Source organism: Lederbergia citrisecunda, from assembly GCF_018343695.1.
Lineage (GTDB): Bacteria > Bacillota > Bacilli > Bacillales > Bacillaceae_C > Lederbergia > Lederbergia citrisecunda.
The window spans coordinates 1,245,866-1,263,628 of the sequence record NZ_JAGYPJ010000001.1; the positions used below are offsets into that span (position 1 = coordinate 1,245,866).

16 protein-coding genes are annotated in these 17,763 nt (G+C 36.6%); 1 reads left to right on the top strand and 15 read right to left on the bottom strand.

Going from position 1 to position 17,763, the window contains the following annotated elements; all coding sequences use genetic code 11:
• Window positions 1–3: 3 nt before the first annotated feature.
• The 15 genes from KHA93_RS06270 to KHA93_RS06340 form a co-directional block, all read right to left on the bottom strand.
• The gene (locus KHA93_RS06270) at window positions 4–2,073 is read right to left on the bottom strand and encodes a bifunctional aldolase/short-chain dehydrogenase (RefSeq protein ID WP_213109951.1); all 2,070 of its coding nucleotides are present in this window, start codon (window positions 2,071–2,073) and stop codon (window positions 4–6) included.
• 507 nt (window positions 2,074–2,580) lie between these two features.
• Window positions 2,581–3,180: a response regulator gene (locus KHA93_RS06275; protein ID WP_213109952.1), complete on the bottom strand. Its 600-nt coding sequence runs from the start codon at window positions 3,178–3,180 to the stop codon at window positions 2,581–2,583.
• Between the two features lie 12 nt (window positions 3,181–3,192).
• Entirely contained in the window at window positions 3,193–4,311 is a 1,119-nt protein-coding gene (locus tag KHA93_RS06280) for a sensor histidine kinase (RefSeq protein WP_213109953.1), read from the bottom strand.
• A 79-nt stretch (window positions 4,312–4,390) separates the two neighbouring features.
• Window positions 4,391–5,422 carry a Delta(5) desaturase DesA gene (desA, locus tag KHA93_RS06285; protein ID WP_213109954.1) on the bottom strand — a complete coding sequence of 344 codons (1,032 nt, stop codon included), beginning with the start codon at window positions 5,420–5,422 and terminating at the stop codon, window positions 4,391–4,393.
• Window positions 5,423–5,655: 233 nt separating this feature from the next.
• The gene (locus KHA93_RS06290; protein ID WP_213109955.1) at window positions 5,656–6,192 is read right to left on the bottom strand and encodes a mismatch-specific DNA-glycosylase; all 537 of its coding nucleotides are present in this window, start codon (window positions 6,190–6,192) and stop codon (window positions 5,656–5,658) included.
• 147 nt (window positions 6,193–6,339) lie between these two features.
• Window positions 6,340–6,936, bottom strand: a complete 597-nt coding sequence (gene cysC / locus KHA93_RS06295; protein WP_213109956.1) for an adenylyl-sulfate kinase — start codon at window positions 6,934–6,936, stop codon at window positions 6,340–6,342.
• 15 nt (window positions 6,937–6,951) lie between these two features.
• The gene (locus KHA93_RS06300) at window positions 6,952–8,727 is read right to left on the bottom strand and encodes an SLC13 family permease (protein ID WP_213109957.1); all 1,776 of its coding nucleotides are present in this window, start codon (window positions 8,725–8,727) and stop codon (window positions 6,952–6,954) included.
• Window positions 8,717–9,910, bottom strand: coding sequence for a sulfate adenylyltransferase (gene sat, locus KHA93_RS06305; protein WP_213109958.1), 1,194 nt, complete (start codon window positions 9,908–9,910; stop codon window positions 8,717–8,719). The genes KHA93_RS06300 and sat overlap by 11 nt, the downstream gene beginning before the upstream one ends.
• Window positions 9,911–9,936: 26 nt before the next feature.
• Window positions 9,937–10,854 (bottom strand): AraC family transcriptional regulator, encoded by a 918-nt coding sequence (locus KHA93_RS06310; RefSeq protein ID WP_213109959.1) that lies wholly within the window; start codon window positions 10,852–10,854, stop codon window positions 9,937–9,939.
• Window positions 10,855–10,973: 119 nt separating this feature from the next.
• Window positions 10,974–11,999 carry a Gfo/Idh/MocA family protein gene (locus KHA93_RS06315; protein WP_213109960.1) on the bottom strand — a complete coding sequence of 342 codons (1,026 nt, stop codon included), beginning with the start codon at window positions 11,997–11,999 and terminating at the stop codon, window positions 10,974–10,976.
• 90 nt (window positions 12,000–12,089) lie between these two features.
• Window positions 12,090–13,484 carry a sulfatase family protein gene (locus KHA93_RS06320; protein ID WP_213109961.1) on the bottom strand — a complete coding sequence of 465 codons (1,395 nt, stop codon included), beginning with the start codon at window positions 13,482–13,484 and terminating at the stop codon, window positions 12,090–12,092.
• A gap of 5 nt (window positions 13,485–13,489) precedes the next feature.
• Window positions 13,490–14,314: a sugar phosphate isomerase/epimerase family protein gene (locus KHA93_RS06325; RefSeq protein WP_213109962.1), complete on the bottom strand. Its 825-nt coding sequence runs from the start codon at window positions 14,312–14,314 to the stop codon at window positions 13,490–13,492.
• On the bottom strand, window positions 14,311–15,333 hold the full coding sequence (locus tag KHA93_RS06330) for a Gfo/Idh/MocA family protein (protein WP_213109963.1): 1,023 nt from the start codon (window positions 15,331–15,333) through the stop codon (window positions 14,311–14,313). Before KHA93_RS06330 ends, KHA93_RS06325 begins: the two co-directional genes overlap by 4 nt.
• A gap of 27 nt (window positions 15,334–15,360) precedes the next feature.
• On the bottom strand, window positions 15,361–15,726 hold the full coding sequence (locus KHA93_RS06335) for a sensory rhodopsin transducer (protein WP_213109964.1): 366 nt from the start codon (window positions 15,724–15,726) through the stop codon (window positions 15,361–15,363).
• A gap of 136 nt (window positions 15,727–15,862) precedes the next feature.
• Entirely contained in the window at window positions 15,863–16,747 is an 885-nt protein-coding gene (locus tag KHA93_RS06340) for an AraC family transcriptional regulator (protein WP_213109965.1), read from the bottom strand.
• A 153-nt stretch (window positions 16,748–16,900) separates the two neighbouring features.
• Between KHA93_RS06340 and KHA93_RS06345 the strand changes: the two genes are divergently transcribed.
• Window positions 16,901–17,734 carry a phytanoyl-CoA dioxygenase family protein gene (locus tag KHA93_RS06345; RefSeq protein WP_233711062.1) on the top strand — a complete coding sequence of 278 codons (834 nt, stop codon included), beginning with the start codon at window positions 16,901–16,903 and terminating at the stop codon, window positions 17,732–17,734.
• Window positions 17,735–17,763: the final 29 nt, after the last annotated feature.

Genomic DNA, 17,763 nt, shown 5'->3' on the forward strand with positions numbered 1-17,763 from the left:
TCTCTATCTTGTAAACGCTGCTGGGACTCCACCATCAACCGTAATCATGCAACCCGTTGTTTTTTCAGCTTTAGATGATGCGAAAAAGGCAATTGATTCTGCGATATCGTTAGGATAAATATTCACTTTTAAAGTGGTACGCTTTCGATAATGCTCTTCAAGTTCATCTGGTCGAATTCCATAAGATGCCGCACGTTCTTCACGCCAACTGGAATCCCAAATAGCTGATCCTTGCAAAACTGCGTCAGGCAACACAGAGTTTACACGAATTCCATATTCCCCACCTTCGACAGCAATGCATCGTGCTAAATGGGTTTCGAGCGCTTTGGCAGAACTATACGCTGTCACATTTTTACCAGCATACAAAGAGTTTTTGGAACCAACAAAAACCATATTTCCTCCGATACCTTGTTTTTTCATTTGTTTAAACGCCTCTCTAGCTACAAGGAAATATCCTGTTCCAAGGACATTAATATTTAAATTCCACTCATCTACACTCGTTTCATCGAATGGACTGGATGTGGCGAGTCCTGCATTATTAACAATGATGTCTACTCCTCCATAAGTTAAAGCCGAACTTTCAAAGGCAGTTTTTACTTGTTGCTCGCTCGTTACATCCATTTTTATAGCATGAGCTCTTCCTTCGCCAAATGCATTATTTATTTCAGCCGCAAGTTTTTGAGCACCTTCAATATTTAAGTCCGCTATTATAACATGGGCTCCTTCTGATACTAAGAGGCGAGCAGTTGAACTACCGATTCCGCCGGCACCACCTGTAATCAATGCAACTTTACGGGAAAATTCTAGCTCTGGTGGAGCGAGCGTCAGTTTATATAATTCGAGTGGCCAATATTCAATGTTGTATGATTCATTTTCGCTTAAAGAAACAAATTTCCCAAGAGTCGTTGCACCCTTCATTACTGCAACGGCACGGTGATAAAGGGCACCGCTAACTTTTGCCATAGCAAATGTTTTTCCTGTGTTAACCATCGCTATTCCAGGGATGAGAATGACTCTTGGAGCAGCTTCGAACATTTGATCATTTTCACTTTTGTTTTTATTGAAATATTCTGTATATTCTTTTTTGAAACTATTTATTCCTTCAATAATTTTAGTCTTCAATGTTTCTACATCATCAACATGAGGATCCCAATTAATATAAAGAGGTGTACGTTTTGTGTGAACTAAATGGTCAGGGCAAGCCGCACCCACTTGTGACAAATCCTTAGCATTGCAGCTATTCACAAATTGCAGAATTTCATCTGCATCATCATACGATAGGATCATTTTCTTTTCCTTACTGACTGCTCCTCTTATAATCGGCAACACTTCTGATAAAATTTGTAAACGATTACTTTTTGGTAAGGATTTGTACCTTTGTCCTCCAAAATTTGATTCTTCGTTCATCATTCGCTGAATATAATCCTCAGCTTCGTTAATGATCGATAGGGTTTTTCCATAAGATTCTTGAGACGTTTTTCCCCACGTAACAAGTCCGTGTTTTTCCATTAATACAAGTTCCGCTGCAGGATTATTTCGAACACCTTCTGCAATCATTTTGGAAAGCGTAAAACCAGGACGAATATAAGGAACCCACACGAAGCGGTCTCCATAAATTTCTTTTGCGATTTCTTTTCCGTTATCTGCACAACAAATGCTTATGATTGAGTCGGGGTGAGTATGGTCCACATGATTAAACGGTAAGAAAGCGTGCAGTAATGTTTCGATCGATGCACGCGGATGTTGACTATCGATCATACAGTGAGCAAGATAGGCGACCATTTCTTCATCGGACATTTTCTCTCGTTCAAACAAAGGTCGTATGTCTTCCATTTTTAATCCTGTGAAGTTTTTAGCTTTCATAGTTGCGAGATCGGATCCGCTCCCTTTCACCCACATAACCTCAATTTCATTTCCACGAAAGTCTTTCTCGACTGTTTTCATCGACGTATTACCTCCGCCCCAGTTACATATGGAACGGTTAGATCCGATTAAATTCGAACGATAAACAAGTTCCTCTACCCCTTGAGGTAACGTTGAAGCATATTCTTGATCCCATACATTATTAACCATTCTGTCCCTCCAAATTTTTACTTGTTTGTTTTAGTATATACTATATTTGTTTATTTTTGAATACGTTTATTTATCTTTTGTTTGTTTCTGCAAACCAAAATACTTCGGTAAAAAAGATATATAAAAAGACGGTTCAGTATTTATCTGATTACCGTCTTGGAGAGAAAAAGATAGTATTCATTTTTTTAGGGAAGCAAATCTGCATTCTAGAATTTCTTTGTCTAACTACGTAATTATGAACAAGCTATCTTTTAGAAATGATAACCTCTTCTTATCATTTCTAACTGCAGGCTAGTCTGAAATGGTCCCAATATCTAACAACTAAAGTAATACTTGCTCGTTTGATGAATATAGATTTTGGACCAGGAAAGCGTTTAAAGCACCAATTTTTCACTTAGCCTAACGTGCTTTCTCATTATTAAATAGTCTACTTCTTTATTTGCCTTGTCAGGTCTCGATTCTATTTATTCCTCATTGAATTGCTGCTTGAAACTTAATAATTATCCTTTATTTAAACCATCCTTTTTTCCTTGATTGGGTAATGGCTTCTATTCTGTTTGTTACTTCAAGTTTATCCAAGATTTGTGAAATATAGTTTCGGACAGTGGCAGCCTTAATACTCAATTGATCTGCAATTTCCTTTGTGTTTTTTCCATCCGCAACAAGCTCAAGGACCGCTTTTTCCCTAGTGGTGAGTGGGTTTTCTTCACTATAAACATCGTCCATAAGCTCTGGAGCATAAACCCTTCTTCCCGCCATGACACTCCGTATTGTATCAGCAAGTTCTTCACTTGGACTATCTTTTAATAAGTAGCCTTTAACTCCAGCCTTAATGGCTCGCTGAAAGTACCCAGTCCTTGCAAAAGTGGTTAATATGATCACTTTGCACCCTAATCCATTTAGTTCTTCAGCTGCTTCAAGCCCTGTTTTTTCAGGCATTTCAATATCCATTATACATATATCAGGCTGATATTTACGGACAAGAGCTATTGCCTCTACTCCATTATTCGCCTTTCCAACCACTTCCATATCCTCTTCCAAATTGAGCAGTGAGCCTAATGCGCCCAACATCATTCTCTGGTCTTCCGCTATGACAATTCGAATCACTTCAGCTCCTCCTTAGCGGTTGTTTTTTATTATGTTAGGTACTGTCATCCTAATTAATGTTCCGTTACTACTATTTATATCAAGGTTTCCATTCACAAACTCTAAGCGTTCTTTCATTCCAAGCAATCCATTCCCCTTTGATAAATCTCTATCTTCAATACCTACACCGTTATCTTCAATTCTGATACAAATATCGTTCGTAGATTGCTCTATTGAAATTTTGCAGAAGGTGGCTTTACTATGTTTAACAACATTGGTAACGGCTTCCTTCATACACATACTAAGTATGTTCTCAAGGAATAAAGAGACATTGTTTAATTTAACTTCCTCTTCAATAATCAATTCAATCTCAGCCGCTTTTAGTATTTGCTTAACACGAACCAATTCTTCCTTTAAACGAATTCCACGCATTTGCGAAACCATATTCCTTACTTCATTTAACGCTGTTCTCGCAGTTTGCTGGACATCCCTTAACTCATTTCTTGCTTCTTCAGGATTTTTATATACTAGCTTTCTAGCTAAGTCACTTTTTAACCCAATAAGTGAGAGCCTTTGTCCTAAAGTATCATGAAGATCTCTAGCAATTCTCTGTCTCTCTTCTTGCTTGACAAGGTCAGAAATTCTTTTGTTCGCGTATTCGAGCTGTTGTTCAAGCTGTTCCTGTTTCTTGCGGTTATATAAATTAAAAGGAAGTAAAATGACACTCATCCATATAATAATGATAAATGGCAGCTGTGTTAAAAATAATTGATTTTGTATAACGACACTATAATTAATTGATATAGTCGTACATACTAAATGAATGATATATAAAGTTAAAAATGCAATTCGATTTTTTATGTTTCCATTATAATAAGCAATATAAAAGGCAAAATAGACAAATTGAAATATGATGGTCATCGTAATGGAAATGGCAATTAATATACTCGTCCAAAGATAGACTGGCCACTTTTTTGAAATAAACGCCAGTCTATATACGATAAAAAAGAGTATTGTTAATATGATTCCAGCGATAATTTCACTCGTAGACGAAGACTGAAAAATAAAATAGAAAGGTAAAACGGTAAAAAGACTCCAAATATAAGGGTTAATCCCAGAGCTTTTTAGAAATGACCATGGTTTCTTTTTCATATTAAAAATACCTCAATTTATTAAAAAATGTAGCTCCTCTGTTATAATACCACAAAAGAGCTACACCACTTCATTTCACTTATGCAGGAATGCGTGTACTTTTCTTTTTCTTTTCTTGGGAAAGACCTTTCACTTCTTTAAAGCCAACAAATCTTTTCCCTTGTTCATCCCAAAGACGAAACTTAAGTGAACGTAGGCTAGTTTTAATCGTTATTGTCTGGACTTCCTGTAGTCGTTCATGATTATTATGGACTTCCTCAAGATAGTAGTTCGGGACTCTAGGACTTAAATGATGAACATGATGAAAACCAATATTCCCAGTAAGCCATTGGAGGACTTTAGGTAATTTGTAATACGAGCTACCATCCAATGCAGCCTTTACATAATCCCATTCATCTTGATTTTCAAAATACGAATCTTCAAATTGGTGTTGTACGTAAAAAAGCCATATACCCAATGAACCAGAAATTAAGAAAATCGGTCCTTGAATTAGCAGGAAAGCTTGCCAGCCAATTGCCCAACACAACAACCCAAAAATAGCGACGATTGAAATATTCGTTACGTATGTGTTTCTACGCTCTCTTGATCTAGCATTTTTAGTATTAAATCTGTATGCAATTAGAAATATATAGATGGGACCAAGAACAAACATAACAAGCGGATTTCGATATAATCGATAAGCGAACTTTTTCAAAGTTGATGCTTCCATATATTCATTAACTGTAAGAACCCAAACATCACCAGTTCCTCTTTTATTCAAGTTACTACTAGTAGCATGGTGAATGGAATGGCTATGCTTCCATTGTTCATATGGACATAAAGTAAGTATCCCAGTTATGGTTCCTAGAATATTATTGGCATGACGGTTTTTAAAAAAGGAGCCGTGGCAGCAATCATGAAAAATAATGAATATTCGTACTAGAAAGCCAGCTGCAATGGTGCATATCACGAGTGTTAATAAATAAGAAATGGAAAGCGAAAAATAAGCTAAAATCCAAAGCGAAAAAAAAGGCAATAGCGTATTTATAACCTGTGTAATACTACTTTTTGTATTTGATTTTTCATAAGGAGCAATCTGTTTTCTTAAAAGTTTCGGATCTTGTTTAGACATTTAAGCATCTCCTTCCAGAGTCAATATGTACAATCATATACATAAGAAAAGGATAGTTGAAGGCATAAATGTCATGGACAAACCATGATAAATATCATGGTTTCAAACTATATGCATACGCTCTCTTTTTTGCGGTACTTATTGCTGGATACGCATCTCCGCATCACTGAAAGCATTATGACTCGAAAGTTAATATTTTCAACTAGCCCGTATGTACGTTTAAATGATACTTTCTACAAAATGGAATTATGACGCTGTTGGTTCACTACTGGAATAAGCTTAGGTAAGTCTGAATAAATTTCTGCAATATCATCGATACCCATTCTGACAAGACCGCTAGATGAAGGAGCAACAAAATCAACAACTCCCGAAATAACTGGAATTAATTGCTTTCCCCATTGAACATTTTTTCTACCACTATATTCCTGGTATACTCCTTTTCCTACAAAGCATATAATTTTTGGTCGATATGTTCGTATTTTCGCTTTTAATAGCTCTCTTCCCAGCCGATACTCTTCAGAAGAAATTTCCTTAGCATTTTTGGTTGGTCTAGCAACAATGTTGGTAAAACCATAACCGAGATTTAGTAATTTAAAGTCCTCAGTGGGTAAATATTTTCTATCAGTAATCCCTGCTTTGTATAATATGGACCAAAAACGGTTCGTAGGATTAGCGAAATGATGTCCGGTTTCACTTGACCGAATACTCGGGTTAAACCCTACAAACAAAACATCTAAATTTTCTTTTATATGATCGGGGATAGGTTTCATGTCATAATCTCCTTGTTAATCTTGATGGTATATTGACAAGTTAAATCGACTTCTTGTGCTACTCAATGCCGGATTTGGTTACTCTACTCCTCGAAAGACAAACGTTTTCAACTAGTATGAATGTAAATTATCTGCTATCAGAATCAATTATATATAATTATGATCCTTTAGATAACTTAGCACTTTGTCTACGGATGCTGTTACGGTTTCTTTATCGCTCTCAATTACAATTTCAGGATTAATAGGTTCTTCGTACGGAGCATTCACTCCCGTAAAGTCATTAATTTCACCTAATCTAGCTTTTTTATATAATCCTTTCGGGTCCCGTCTTTCACATTCCTCTATGCTGCATTTAACATATACTTCAATGAATTCATAGTGATCGACCAAATTTCGGACAAGTTCTCTATCTTTTCGATAAGGTGAAATAAAAGCAGTTAAAGTAATAATCCCTGCATCTACCAATAATCTAGACACTTCACCTATTCTACGAATATTTTCTGAACGATCTTCCGGACTAAATCCTAAATTTTTATTAAGTCCGTGCCTAATATTATCACCATCTAATACATATGTGCTCATTCCTAGTGCGAATAATCTTTTTTCAATTTCCACACAAAGTGTCGATTTACCTGAAGCAGATAAGCCAGTAAACCATAAAATGGCACTTTTATGCCCGTGCAATGCTTGTCTATCTTTTTTACTTACATGTTGCTCATGCCATGTTACATTTGTTGATTTCATTCATATTCTCCTTATCTATATCCAAAAAGTATAGATCATAAAAACCGTCGAAAACATAACGATTATATTTAATGGAATTCCGATCTTTACATAGTCGATAAACTTGTAGCCTCCTGGACCATAAACGATTAAGTTTGTTTGATAACCGATTGGTGTGGAGAAGCTAGCTGACGCTGCAATCGTAATTGCAAGAACTAATGGTATCGGGTCTACCCCTACTTGTTGTGCCACCTCTAATGAAATAGGAATCATGATGACGGCAGCTGCACTATTTGTAATGATTTCCGTAAGTATATTGGTTACGAGGTAAAGAACTCCTATTACAGCTAAAATTCCAAAAGGCTGTGCAAACTGGACCAAGCCACTTGCTAAATATGAAGCTGTTCCGCTTTCTAGTAAAGCTGTCCCAATTCCGAATGCACAAGCAATTAATAGCAATACGGGAAAATGGAAGGATTTCATTGCTTCTTCTGGAGTGATTACTTTTAATAGTAACAACATACATACTAGAATGATCATTGCCTTTAACATAGAAAGAATATTCAATGTAACAAGAATAATCATGGCTAAAAGCAAAATGAACGAAAACCAACCTTTCCGCTGATCCTCTAAAATGGAAGGAGTCGTTAATGGTGTTGTAACATAAAAATCATTTGATTGGCTCATTTTCTTATCGAAGTCCGGACCACATAATAGTAAAAGAGCATCTCCTGGCCTTAAAGTAATATCACCTATTTTACTTTTAATCCGTTCTCTATGCCGATGTACAGCTATGACTCCAGCATCAAATTTACCACGAAAATAAGAATCTTGTATTTTTTTATATAAGAGAGTTGAATGATGAGATACAACTGCTTCTACCAACTGCGTATTCCCGTTTTTTAACATATCCAAAGAAAAATCCGAATCGGTTTTTAGTCGCAGTCCTTTTATTTTTTGCAACTCTACTATAGTTGAAATTAGACCGGTAAAAATGAGTTTATCTCCTTGTCTAATAATGGTTGTTGATTTAACAGGTGATACTTTTTCATCTTTACGGATAATTTCAATTAAAAATAAACCTTTTAATCTTCTCAGTCCCGCAGCTTCTACAGGTTGGTTTAAAAAAGGAAAGTCTAATCCCACTTCCATTTGCGAAATATACTCTTTACTATGCTCATTGACTTTATCTAGTAAGACTTTATGATCTGGAAGCAGCTTGTACCCTATTAAAATAATATAAAGTAAGCCAAGTATCACAGCAGGAAATGCTACAAATCCGATTTGAAAAAAAGTGAACCCTTTCATACCAGTATCCAGCAACATTCCATGAACAACTAGATTTGTAGATGTTCCGATCAATGTTAATGTTCCACCTAAAATCGTTGCATATGATAATGGTATTAAAAACTTTGAAGGCGACAGTTGATGGTCAGAACACCATTTTCGCAAGATAGGAGTAAGGGTGACGACGATAGGTGTATTGTTTAAAACACTTGAAAATGTGGTAACTGGAATAAGAATTTTAAATAGGGACTTTCTAATAGATTTACCATTCCCTAATAGTTTCGTAATCACCCTATCTGCAATACCGCTTTTTTGAATGGCTGCTGCAACGACGAATAATAACGCAATTGTCAGCATACCTTCATTTGAAAAGCCATTAAGTGCCTCTTCAGTAGTTAGTACACCTGATAACAAGAGTAAAGATAAAGTAAAAAAAAGAATGATGTCTGGTCTAGTAACTTCAAAAACTAGACCAAGCAACATTAAAATAAGGATGAGTATGACAAAACCTATTTCAATCGTCATAATCCACTTTGTCTCGTAATCCGTTAATTAAGATTTCAGCAACTTCCGGCCGCGAAAATTCTTTTGGAGGCTTAATGCCATTTTTTAGCATCTCTCTAACTTTCGTACCACTTAAATGAAGATGGTGTTCCTCTAGATGAGGGCATGTTTTGGCTGTTGCCATATTCTCACACTTTTTACAATAAAAAGAGTGCTCAAATTTAAGGATGGTCATTCCAATTTCTCTTTCATATATACTGATTAGTTCTTGAGCTTCATACGTACCGTAATAATCACGAACTCCAGCGTGATCTCTCCCTACGATAAAATGTGTACACCCATAATTTTTCCGAACTAATGCATGCAAGATTGCTTCCCTAGGACCTGCATATCGCATTGCAGCTGGATATATGACTAATCTTACACAGTCTTTAGGATAGTAATGATCTAATAAAACTTCATAGCTTTTCATTCGAATGTCTGCTGGAATATCATCAGACTTTGTTTGTCCGACTAAAGGATTTAATAACAATCCATCGACATTTTCCATGGCGATTTTTTGTATATATTCATGCGCACGGTGTACAGGGTTTCGTGTTTGAAACCCAACGATCGTTTTCCAACCGAGTTGTGCAAACATTTCCCTAGTTTGAACTGGATCTTTAAAATAAGAAGTAAATTCTCTGTGGTCCGGTCTATTGAGTAAGGTGATTGGTCCTGCGAAATACACTTCACCTTGATCATATATTTTTTTTACACCAGGATGCGCATCATCCGTCGTACCATAAACTAAACGGGCTTCCTCTTTTTTATCATATAAAAATTTTTCCTCAAGCTTTAAAATTCCGTATATAACATTATCTGTTCCTATTAGAGCAATTTCTTGGCCAATTGAATATTTGGAAGCCTTATCGAATGAAACAGGCAATGTTATTGGAATGCTCCATATAAGACCGTTTTCAAGGCGCATTTTATTAATAACAGAAAGATAGTCTGATTGTTTCATAAATCCTGTTAAAGGACTGAATCCACCAATAGCAATTAATTCTAAATCTGATATCGCCCATTCAGACACAACTAAAGTAGGCAAATGTATAGCCCTTTTTAATTGGCTCTCCCTTTCTGTATCGCTTACTTCTCTATTTATTAAAACTCCACCATGTGGCTTGATGTTAGTATAATGTTGCAGTGCATGGACACTCATTTATAAACTCCCTTCAAGGATTATTGCTAGCCGCTCATCGTGCTTATGTTTACACTTCCTTTATATTTACCTGGAGGGCAGCCGACCATTTTTCGGAATAGTTTACTAAAAAAAGCTGAATCGTCATAACCTACTCTAATTGCGACGTCAATCACCTTATCATCTGTCTCCAAAAGAAATTGTTTTGCTTTTTCAATCCGAATACTATGTAACATTTCAATAACGGTTTTCTTCGTCTCTTGCTTAAAAAGTCTATTAAGATGACGTGGACTTATATTAAAAATATGGCATAAATCTTGAATCGACACCTTTTGGTCATAGTTCCTCGATAAGTAACCACATATGCGTTGAACTAAAATACTATTGCTGCTATCAGTCGTAAAAGGTTTTTCCGAAACAATATTCCTTTCGTTATAAATTCGTGAAAGCAGGATCAATAATTCGACCATTTGCAAGCGTATTAATGTAGAATAACAAGAATTCTCCCTATTGTATTCATGCATCATTCCTTCTAATAAAGATAGGAATCTAGCTGAATAGTTCATATCTAAATTCAGTAAATGGTGAAAACGTTCATTCCGATCTAAAAAGGGATGAATATAGAAATAATCCATTGATTGTGAGACGCCTAATTCTTTTAACCAAGAGTCTTTTATCAAACTTGGCAAAAATAAACAATTAATAATTTCAATACTTTTATTTTTTTCCACTTCAAATGTGTGTACTTCACCAGGATTAATAATAAAAACGTCATTTGTTTTAATGGTATATGATTGACCTTCAAAAACATGTTTTGCATTACCTTGTATAACGAACACTAATTCAATAAATTCATGTGAGTGAGCTGGCGGTACATTAGTAGAATCATGTCGGAACCGTTGAATCCAGAAAGGAAAATCCTTAGTTTTCATGTATTCACTACTCTGATATCTCATCGTACTCATGATTACTCCTCCTATGAATTAATTCACTTGAAATACTGAGTAATTGGTGCGTCTATATGTTTCTGAAAGGTTGATCAAACGAAAAGAATTGACTTAAATCTTACTAAGATTCAGCTAATTCAATGCAATTGTTTTCCTTTTTCTTTAATACTTTTTACTTCAATGACTTTACCATTTTCTATATGCGAACATATAATTGCTTCAATTACCTCTTGTGCAGCTAATGCATCCATTCCGGAACCAGTCATCTTATCTGGATAAACGCCGTCTTTAATTTCTTGAATAAATGTATCGATACGATTTTTAAAAGTTTCATTAAAACCATTAATTCCGGATAGTACGGAATTTTTAAATACTTTCATTTCTGAACTTTTATGTGGAAAAAGGGTCATCTCATTATATACGTCATTGATAATAAATCTTCCTTCTGTCCCTGCTACCTCGCAAAACTCAATCGGGTGTCCATTGTCCATATCATAACTCCCAGTTAAATGACCAACAGCTCCAGAAGCGAATTCCATATTGATTGAAGCAGTAGACCAAACGGATCTTCCGGGTGCTTTTGTCATAAATGCTTGAACCCTACGTATGTCTCCACAAAAATAACGCATGACATCAATCGAATGTGGATGTAAGGCCCTCATATGAATCCACGGGCTAGATTCATTTGGATTCCCGATCGTTAGTTTCATATTAATAAAAAGTAAGGTTCCTAAATCCCCATTATCAATCCACTCTTTGGCTTTATAGGCAGTCGGGACGAATCGATGGTTAAGATTACACGCCAGCCTTACCTTCTGCTTTTCGGCGTAATCAACCATTTCTCTCGCTTCTGTAATATTGTTGGATATCGGCTTTTCAACCAATACATCCTTCCCATATTCCATTGCTAGCATCGCTGGTTCATAATGATGGGAACCATTTTCAAATCCGCCCGTTGCAACGCTTACAACATCAATTTCTTCTTGTTTGAGCATATGAGTTAAATCCGAATAAGCTGGAACCCCAAAATTTAGTGCAACTCTTTCCACAAGTTCCTTATTTAAGTCACAAATGGCGACTAATTGAGCATGGGGATTTTCTTGATAATAACGGCAATGAAGCTTTCCAATATGATTTACACCAACTACAGCAACTTTAATCAAAGAATCCTCTCCTTCCCAATATGCTAATGTTTTTCATATTTAATGAAAATGCTTCGAAAGTAACTCTTTCGAAGCATTCTAATTCGTTACTTATACTTTCTCTTTATCCTTTTCTTGGAGTTTCTGGGCAGTACTGATTGATCCGATATACAATGAATCATATGCTTCTTGGGAAGTTTTGAATGGACCATGATCATGTCCGTGCCAGTTTAAATTTGTATACATAGGATTCGTTCTCCCAGTTTCAGCTTCCCTTTTAGCAATATACTTATTCATTCTTCCCTTAAGCATATTGACGATTTCAGGTTCTTGATCCGCGACATTCGTCAATTCACCAGGATCTTTAATCAGATTATAAAGTTCTATTTCAGGCTTAAAGTGAAAATCTGGCTCAAGTGAGCAGATCAATTTCCATTCTGGAGTACGCCAACCGTGCTTCCTCATCCATGTACACTCAGTTATATAAAAATCTGAAACTTGTGAAACGTTTTCACGCTCATTAACTAGGTCTAATAGATTTCGCCCATCAAAGGAAATGTTAGTTTCTATTTCAAGAAGGTCTAAAACCGTCGGCATTATATCCTTAATGAGTGAAAAATTTGATATCCTTTTTCCTTCCGGAAGTTTTCCGGGGTATTTCATGATTAATGGAACCATTAATGTATTTTCATAAAGTCCATGATGGTCATAATAGCATTCATGCTCATTCAATGTTTCACCATGATCTGATGTAACAATGATTAATGTTTCTTCTTTAATTCCAAGTGATTCTACTGTCGTAAAAATGTTTTGAATACATGCGTCCATATATGCAATCGCACCATCATATTGTGCATCCGCATATTCTGAATCTGTGCATCCTTCTGGGAGCCAAGAAGTAATATAGTCAGCAAATGGTTTAAACTGTTTCAATTTATTAAGTGAGTCATTGTTTGGATCACATTCATTTCCGTCATAAAAAATTCGCTCATACGGTTCTGGCGGCAAATATGGGGAATGAGGATCCATATGTCTTAAAAATAAGAAGAATGGTTTATCTTCATTCACTAATCTTTTCAGTTCCGGAATGGCGACATTGTTAAGATTTTCGGCTTTTGGACAACGACCAGTTTCATCTGGCCCCCACCCCTCATAATCTATATATTTTTGAAATCCTCTAGAAGAAGGATTGCCGGTGAAACCAACGCAAGTTGTATTATAGCCATTCTCACCTAACACCTCAGGCAATGTTTTAACATGGTCACCTAGAGGTCCTTGATGTCTTAGAGCTACTACATCTGTGCCGAAGCAATCCATTCCTGATAGCATTGAGGCATATCCTGGAGTAGTTGGAATACTCGGGCTAAAATGATTTTCAAATAATACCCCACCTTCTGCAAATTTATCAATATGCGGGGTCGTTAAACGGTCATAACCATACGAACTCATACGGTCTCTTCTAAGACTATCAATCCCAAAAAGAATAATATTAGCTTTCTTTTTCATTAGACTTATCCTCTCTGAACGAAATTTGCTTCTCTTGCACCAAGAGCTTTTAAGCATGCATTCAAGTAACCATAGCTTTCTGCAGCGACAATGGAAACATCAGCCAGTGAATGGTTATTCGCTCCAATCACTTCGAGTACGACGGGGCCGGAATAATTTCCATCTACCATAGCTTTACAATAAGCAAATAAATCGATATCCCCACGTCCACAGGCTTGATTGTGAATAGCTCCAGGTCCTGCAGAACGACCTTTGCAGTCACGAATATGGATGTGCTTTACTCTGTTTAATACTTTTGGTAATTCCGCTTCGGGATTCTCATTTCCACGATAAATATGGCTCGGATCCATATCTATACCAAAAGCAGAAGAAGGAATCTCTTCCATCGCTCGAAGTGTCGTTTCCGTATTATAGATGGCATTCCCCACATGTGCCTTCACACAAAGTGTCACACCGTAACTCTCTGCTTTCTTTGATAAGTGATAAAGCGTTTCGATCGAATGTTCTAAATCTGCTTCCACGCCGGATTTTCCTCCCGGTCCTACATTGACAACCGGAATTCCAATCGCAGATGCTGCTTCAAAAGCTAGTGTAAGTCGCTCCTCATCCAATGAAGCTACTTCCATAGATAAAAACTCCAATCCATTTTCATCAACGATTGAACATAATTCTTCCACTTGTTCTTTCCAACGCTCTAATTCAAGATGTTCACACATTCCTTTAATCGCTGATATTTCTACTCCGTCATATCCGCACGCAGCAATTTGTTTTGCCGCTGTCGCAAAATCAAAATCCTTAAATAAAACGGAGTTCACACCCAGCTTAATCATTTTACCCCTCCTGAAATGAGACCTACTTCTTTTACATCTACAATCGTTCCTGTTTCCCATGACTTTATAGCTGCTTCGATAATGAGTTGAGCTTTTAAAGCATCTTCACCGGAGCCATCTACTCGGTCATATGTAACACCTGTAACAAGCTGGTCAACAAATGAATTAATGCGACTTTTAAACGTTTCTGAGAAAGCGCGCATTCCACCAAGATAACTGAACTTTTCAGTCTCGATGCTAGTTCTTGGATAAAACGTTAAATGTTCGCAAGCGTCCTCTAATACAAAACGTCCTTTTGATCCTACGACTTCACATAATTCAAGGCCGTAGCTTGCACCTGCGTCATAACTTCCTACAAGGTTTCCAATTGCTCCATTTTCAAATTCCAAAATAATTTGGGCATTGGACCAAATTTCGCGCCCTTCCCCTTTCATCATAAAAGCGGCTACTCGTTTTACATCTCCGCAAAAATATCGAATAACATCAAATGAATGAGGGTGCAAGGCACGTAGGTGAAACCATGGTGAGCTTTCTACCGGATTATTAATCCACATTCTCATATTAATCATATGAATTTGTCCTAATCTTCCACTTTCAAGCCATGATTTCGCTCTTTCTGCTGCAGGGGTAAAGCGGTGATTTAAATTAACTGCATAAGGAATTTTGTTGTTCTTGGCTAATTCCACCATTTGTTTTCCTTCGTCAATGTTATTTGAAATTGGTTTTTCCCCTAGAACAGGAATGCCTGCTTTTAATAATTCCATCGTTGGTGTGAAATGCTCACTTCCATTTTCTTCGCCCTTCGTACAAACACTGACAAGGTCCAATTGGATGTTACTTGCGAGCATGTCTTCCACACTGTAAAATGGCGTCCCGCCAAACTTTACTGAAGCTGCATCTGCTTTTTCCTTTACAATATCGCACACCGCAACAATTTCAGTTCCCGGGTTTTCTTTGTATACAGATGCATGTATGCTTCCAATGTTTCCAACTCCCACAATCCCTACTTTTAACGTCATTTTTTCATCCTCCAATAAAATTATTAATTAATGTGCGGGATAACCCATTGTTGTAAATAAAGCAAGGGCTTCTTGAGATGTATCTAATCTACTATGCTGTACGATAATTGGTACATTGCTTTCGACTTTAATGGCATATGGAACTCCTCTCGGAATTTCATTTCCTTCACGGTCCTTAATTTTATCTAAACGAATATGATGTGTTCGATTAGATCCACATTCGGAAAAAAATTGATCCATTGGTTCACGATCTTCGAAGTATAAAGTAAGATGAATATCAGCTGGACCATCCGTCAAATTCAATACACAAACAGCTTCATGACTTATTTGTTCTCCTGTACTTTTCGGTTGTAAAAAGCCATCAGGAATTATCCAAGTCTGTTTTCCAATCAAATTAATCTCCTCCGTTCGACAATATTTGTAAACGCTTTCGTATGTAAGTTTATTTTATCTACACATAATAGAATCATCATTGTTCATCCTGCCAATTTTATGGTCGATTCGGCCATTTCGTTTTAACCCTATAGTACTAAAGCTCTAAACTTTGTAGCTTATACTCTGTTGGTGTTAAACCTGTAGTCGATTTAAAATTCCTACAGAAATAATGGATACTAGTATATCCGAGTTTAATAGAAACCTCTTCGACGGTTTTTGATTCTAACAATAAATGTTTAGCTTTCCTGATTCTTTCATTTATTAAATATTGCTTAGGTGTGTAACCTGTTGATTCTTTAAAGATGGAAGAAAAATAGGTTGGATGGTACCCGCATATATCAGCTAATTCATGTATTGTCCAATTATTTTCAGGCTGTTTTCGGATCACTTCCAAAGCCGGTGCTATTTTTCTTCTTTCCCCTAAAGACGGATTCCCATTTATCTCATTTCTAATAATCAATGTTATTAATTGAGTAAGAAGTCCCCGAAGAATAAAAGTGTAACCTTGTTCCTCATATCGGTATTCTTTAACAATATTGGCAAACATGCTATCTATATTCGGGATAATAAAGTGATGTGGAAAAATAACTTCCCACTGCTCATCTAATTTGACTTTGTATGTTGTTATTTTATTTGTTAATTGACAATCCCTTATTCCATAAAGCGGATGAATTGGATTAGTAGATTCGGAATTCCAATCAAAATGGATACTCATGAAAGTAAATGGGTTACTGTTTGAAGAAACTAGCTTATGCGAACTATCAGTTCCGTAAAATACACATTCTCCGGCATTTAATGAATAAGTTTTTTCACCAAGTGTTAATGTTGCTTTCCCTGACTCCACGAAAATTAATTGGCAATCAGATATAGTACGTGGTCCCCAACTTTGTCCTTCTTTGGCAGACATTTTATTCGCAAAATTAACGGTTGGTTTAAGGGTTGTAAGGAACCCAACATTGACTTCCTCATTCGTTTCCATGTTCAGCTCCTAAATTATGGAATTATGATGTTCTTTCAAAAAATCATCTGTGAAAAGTGCAAAGATTTTATTGAATATTCTAACGACATGATGTGTTTCGGTTGATATCATCAACTTAACGAACTGCATAATCTATATGCGAAAGGATGAGAAATGTTGTTAAGTGCTCAACAATTAAAAGAATTCGAAGAGTATGGATTTGTCAAAGGTGATGTCATCTTAAATGATGAAGAAGTTGAAATCCTTCGTGAGCAACTCGATTTAGTAATGGAAGGCAAATCTGTAAAAAAACCTGTATTAAACCGCGATATGAATGATAATTCCGAATTTGCGATGAAAATGGCGAAAAAAGATACAGTCGTCCAAATCGTAAATATGTGGATGGCGAGTGAAGCATATCTAAACCACGCTGCTAATGAAACACTATGTGAAGAAGTTGCCCAGCTGTGCAAAACAGAAGTCTTGCGAATCTGGCACGATCAAGTTCAATACAAACCTCCTGTGATTGGTGGACCTGGTGACTGGCATCAAGATCACCCTGCATGGCCAATTATTCAACCGGCAGATCTTGTAAGCGCCTGGGTTGCACTAGATGATGCGACAATTGAAAATGGCTGTATGTGGATGGTTCCTGGTAGTCATAAATGGGGGGATCATCAACAATATTTACAAAATACTGCTGACTATAAGCCACACCATACGAAACCTGAATTATTGCCGGAAGGTGTTAACATTAAACCTGTTCCGTTTGAAATCAAAAAAGGTCAAGTCGGGTACCACCATTGTCTAACTTGGCATGGAAGCGGGCCAAATATATCTCAAAGAAAAAGACGAGCTATTGCAGTCCACTATATGCCTGGCCATGTTCGTTATGAACCAACTGGTTCTCATCCCATGGAGCCGTTTGTATCAGTACAGCCTGGTGAAATTTTAGTTGGAGATGATTTTCCTGTTGTTTATAGAAAAAAGCCTGCGGTTCAGCTGTAATCTAGTAAAGGGATGTCTGTATGACGTCC

Coding starts and splice junctions, on each gene's coding strand:
- KHA93_RS06270 (WP_213109951.1), bottom strand. CDS start 2,073: ATGGTTAATAATGTATGGGATCAAGAATATGCTTCAACGTTACCTCAA.
- KHA93_RS06280 (WP_213109953.1), bottom strand. CDS start 4,311: ATGAAAAAGAAACCATGGTCATTTCTAAAAAGCTCTGGGATTAACCCT.
- desA (WP_213109954.1), bottom strand. CDS start 5,422: ATGTCTAAACAAGATCCGAAACTTTTAAGAAAACAGATTGCTCCTTAT.
- KHA93_RS06290 (WP_213109955.1), bottom strand. CDS start 6,192: ATGAAACCTATCCCCGATCATATAAAAGAAAATTTAGATGTTTTGTTT.
- cysC (WP_213109956.1), bottom strand. CDS start 6,936: ATGAAATCAACAAATGTAACATGGCATGAGCAACATGTAAGTAAAAAA.
- KHA93_RS06300 (WP_213109957.1), bottom strand. CDS start 8,727: ATGACGATTGAAATAGGTTTTGTCATACTCATCCTTATTTTAATGTTG.
- sat (WP_213109958.1), bottom strand. CDS start 9,910: ATGAGTGTCCATGCACTGCAACATTATACTAACATCAAGCCACATGGT.
- KHA93_RS06310 (WP_213109959.1), bottom strand. CDS start 10,854: ATGAGTACGATGAGATATCAGAGTAGTGAATACATGAAAACTAAGGAT.
- KHA93_RS06320 (WP_213109961.1), bottom strand. CDS start 13,484: ATGAAAAAGAAAGCTAATATTATTCTTTTTGGGATTGATAGTCTTAGA.
- KHA93_RS06325 (WP_213109962.1), bottom strand. CDS start 14,314: ATGATTAAGCTGGGTGTGAACTCCGTTTTATTTAAGGATTTTGATTTT.
- KHA93_RS06330 (WP_213109963.1), bottom strand. CDS start 15,333: ATGACGTTAAAAGTAGGGATTGTGGGAGTTGGAAACATTGGAAGCATA.
- KHA93_RS06340 (WP_213109965.1), bottom strand. CDS start 16,747: ATGGAAACGAATGAGGAAGTCAATGTTGGGTTCCTTACAACCCTTAAA.
- KHA93_RS06345 (WP_233711062.1), top strand. CDS start 16,901: ATGTTGTTAAGTGCTCAACAATTAAAAGAATTCGAAGAGTATGGATTT.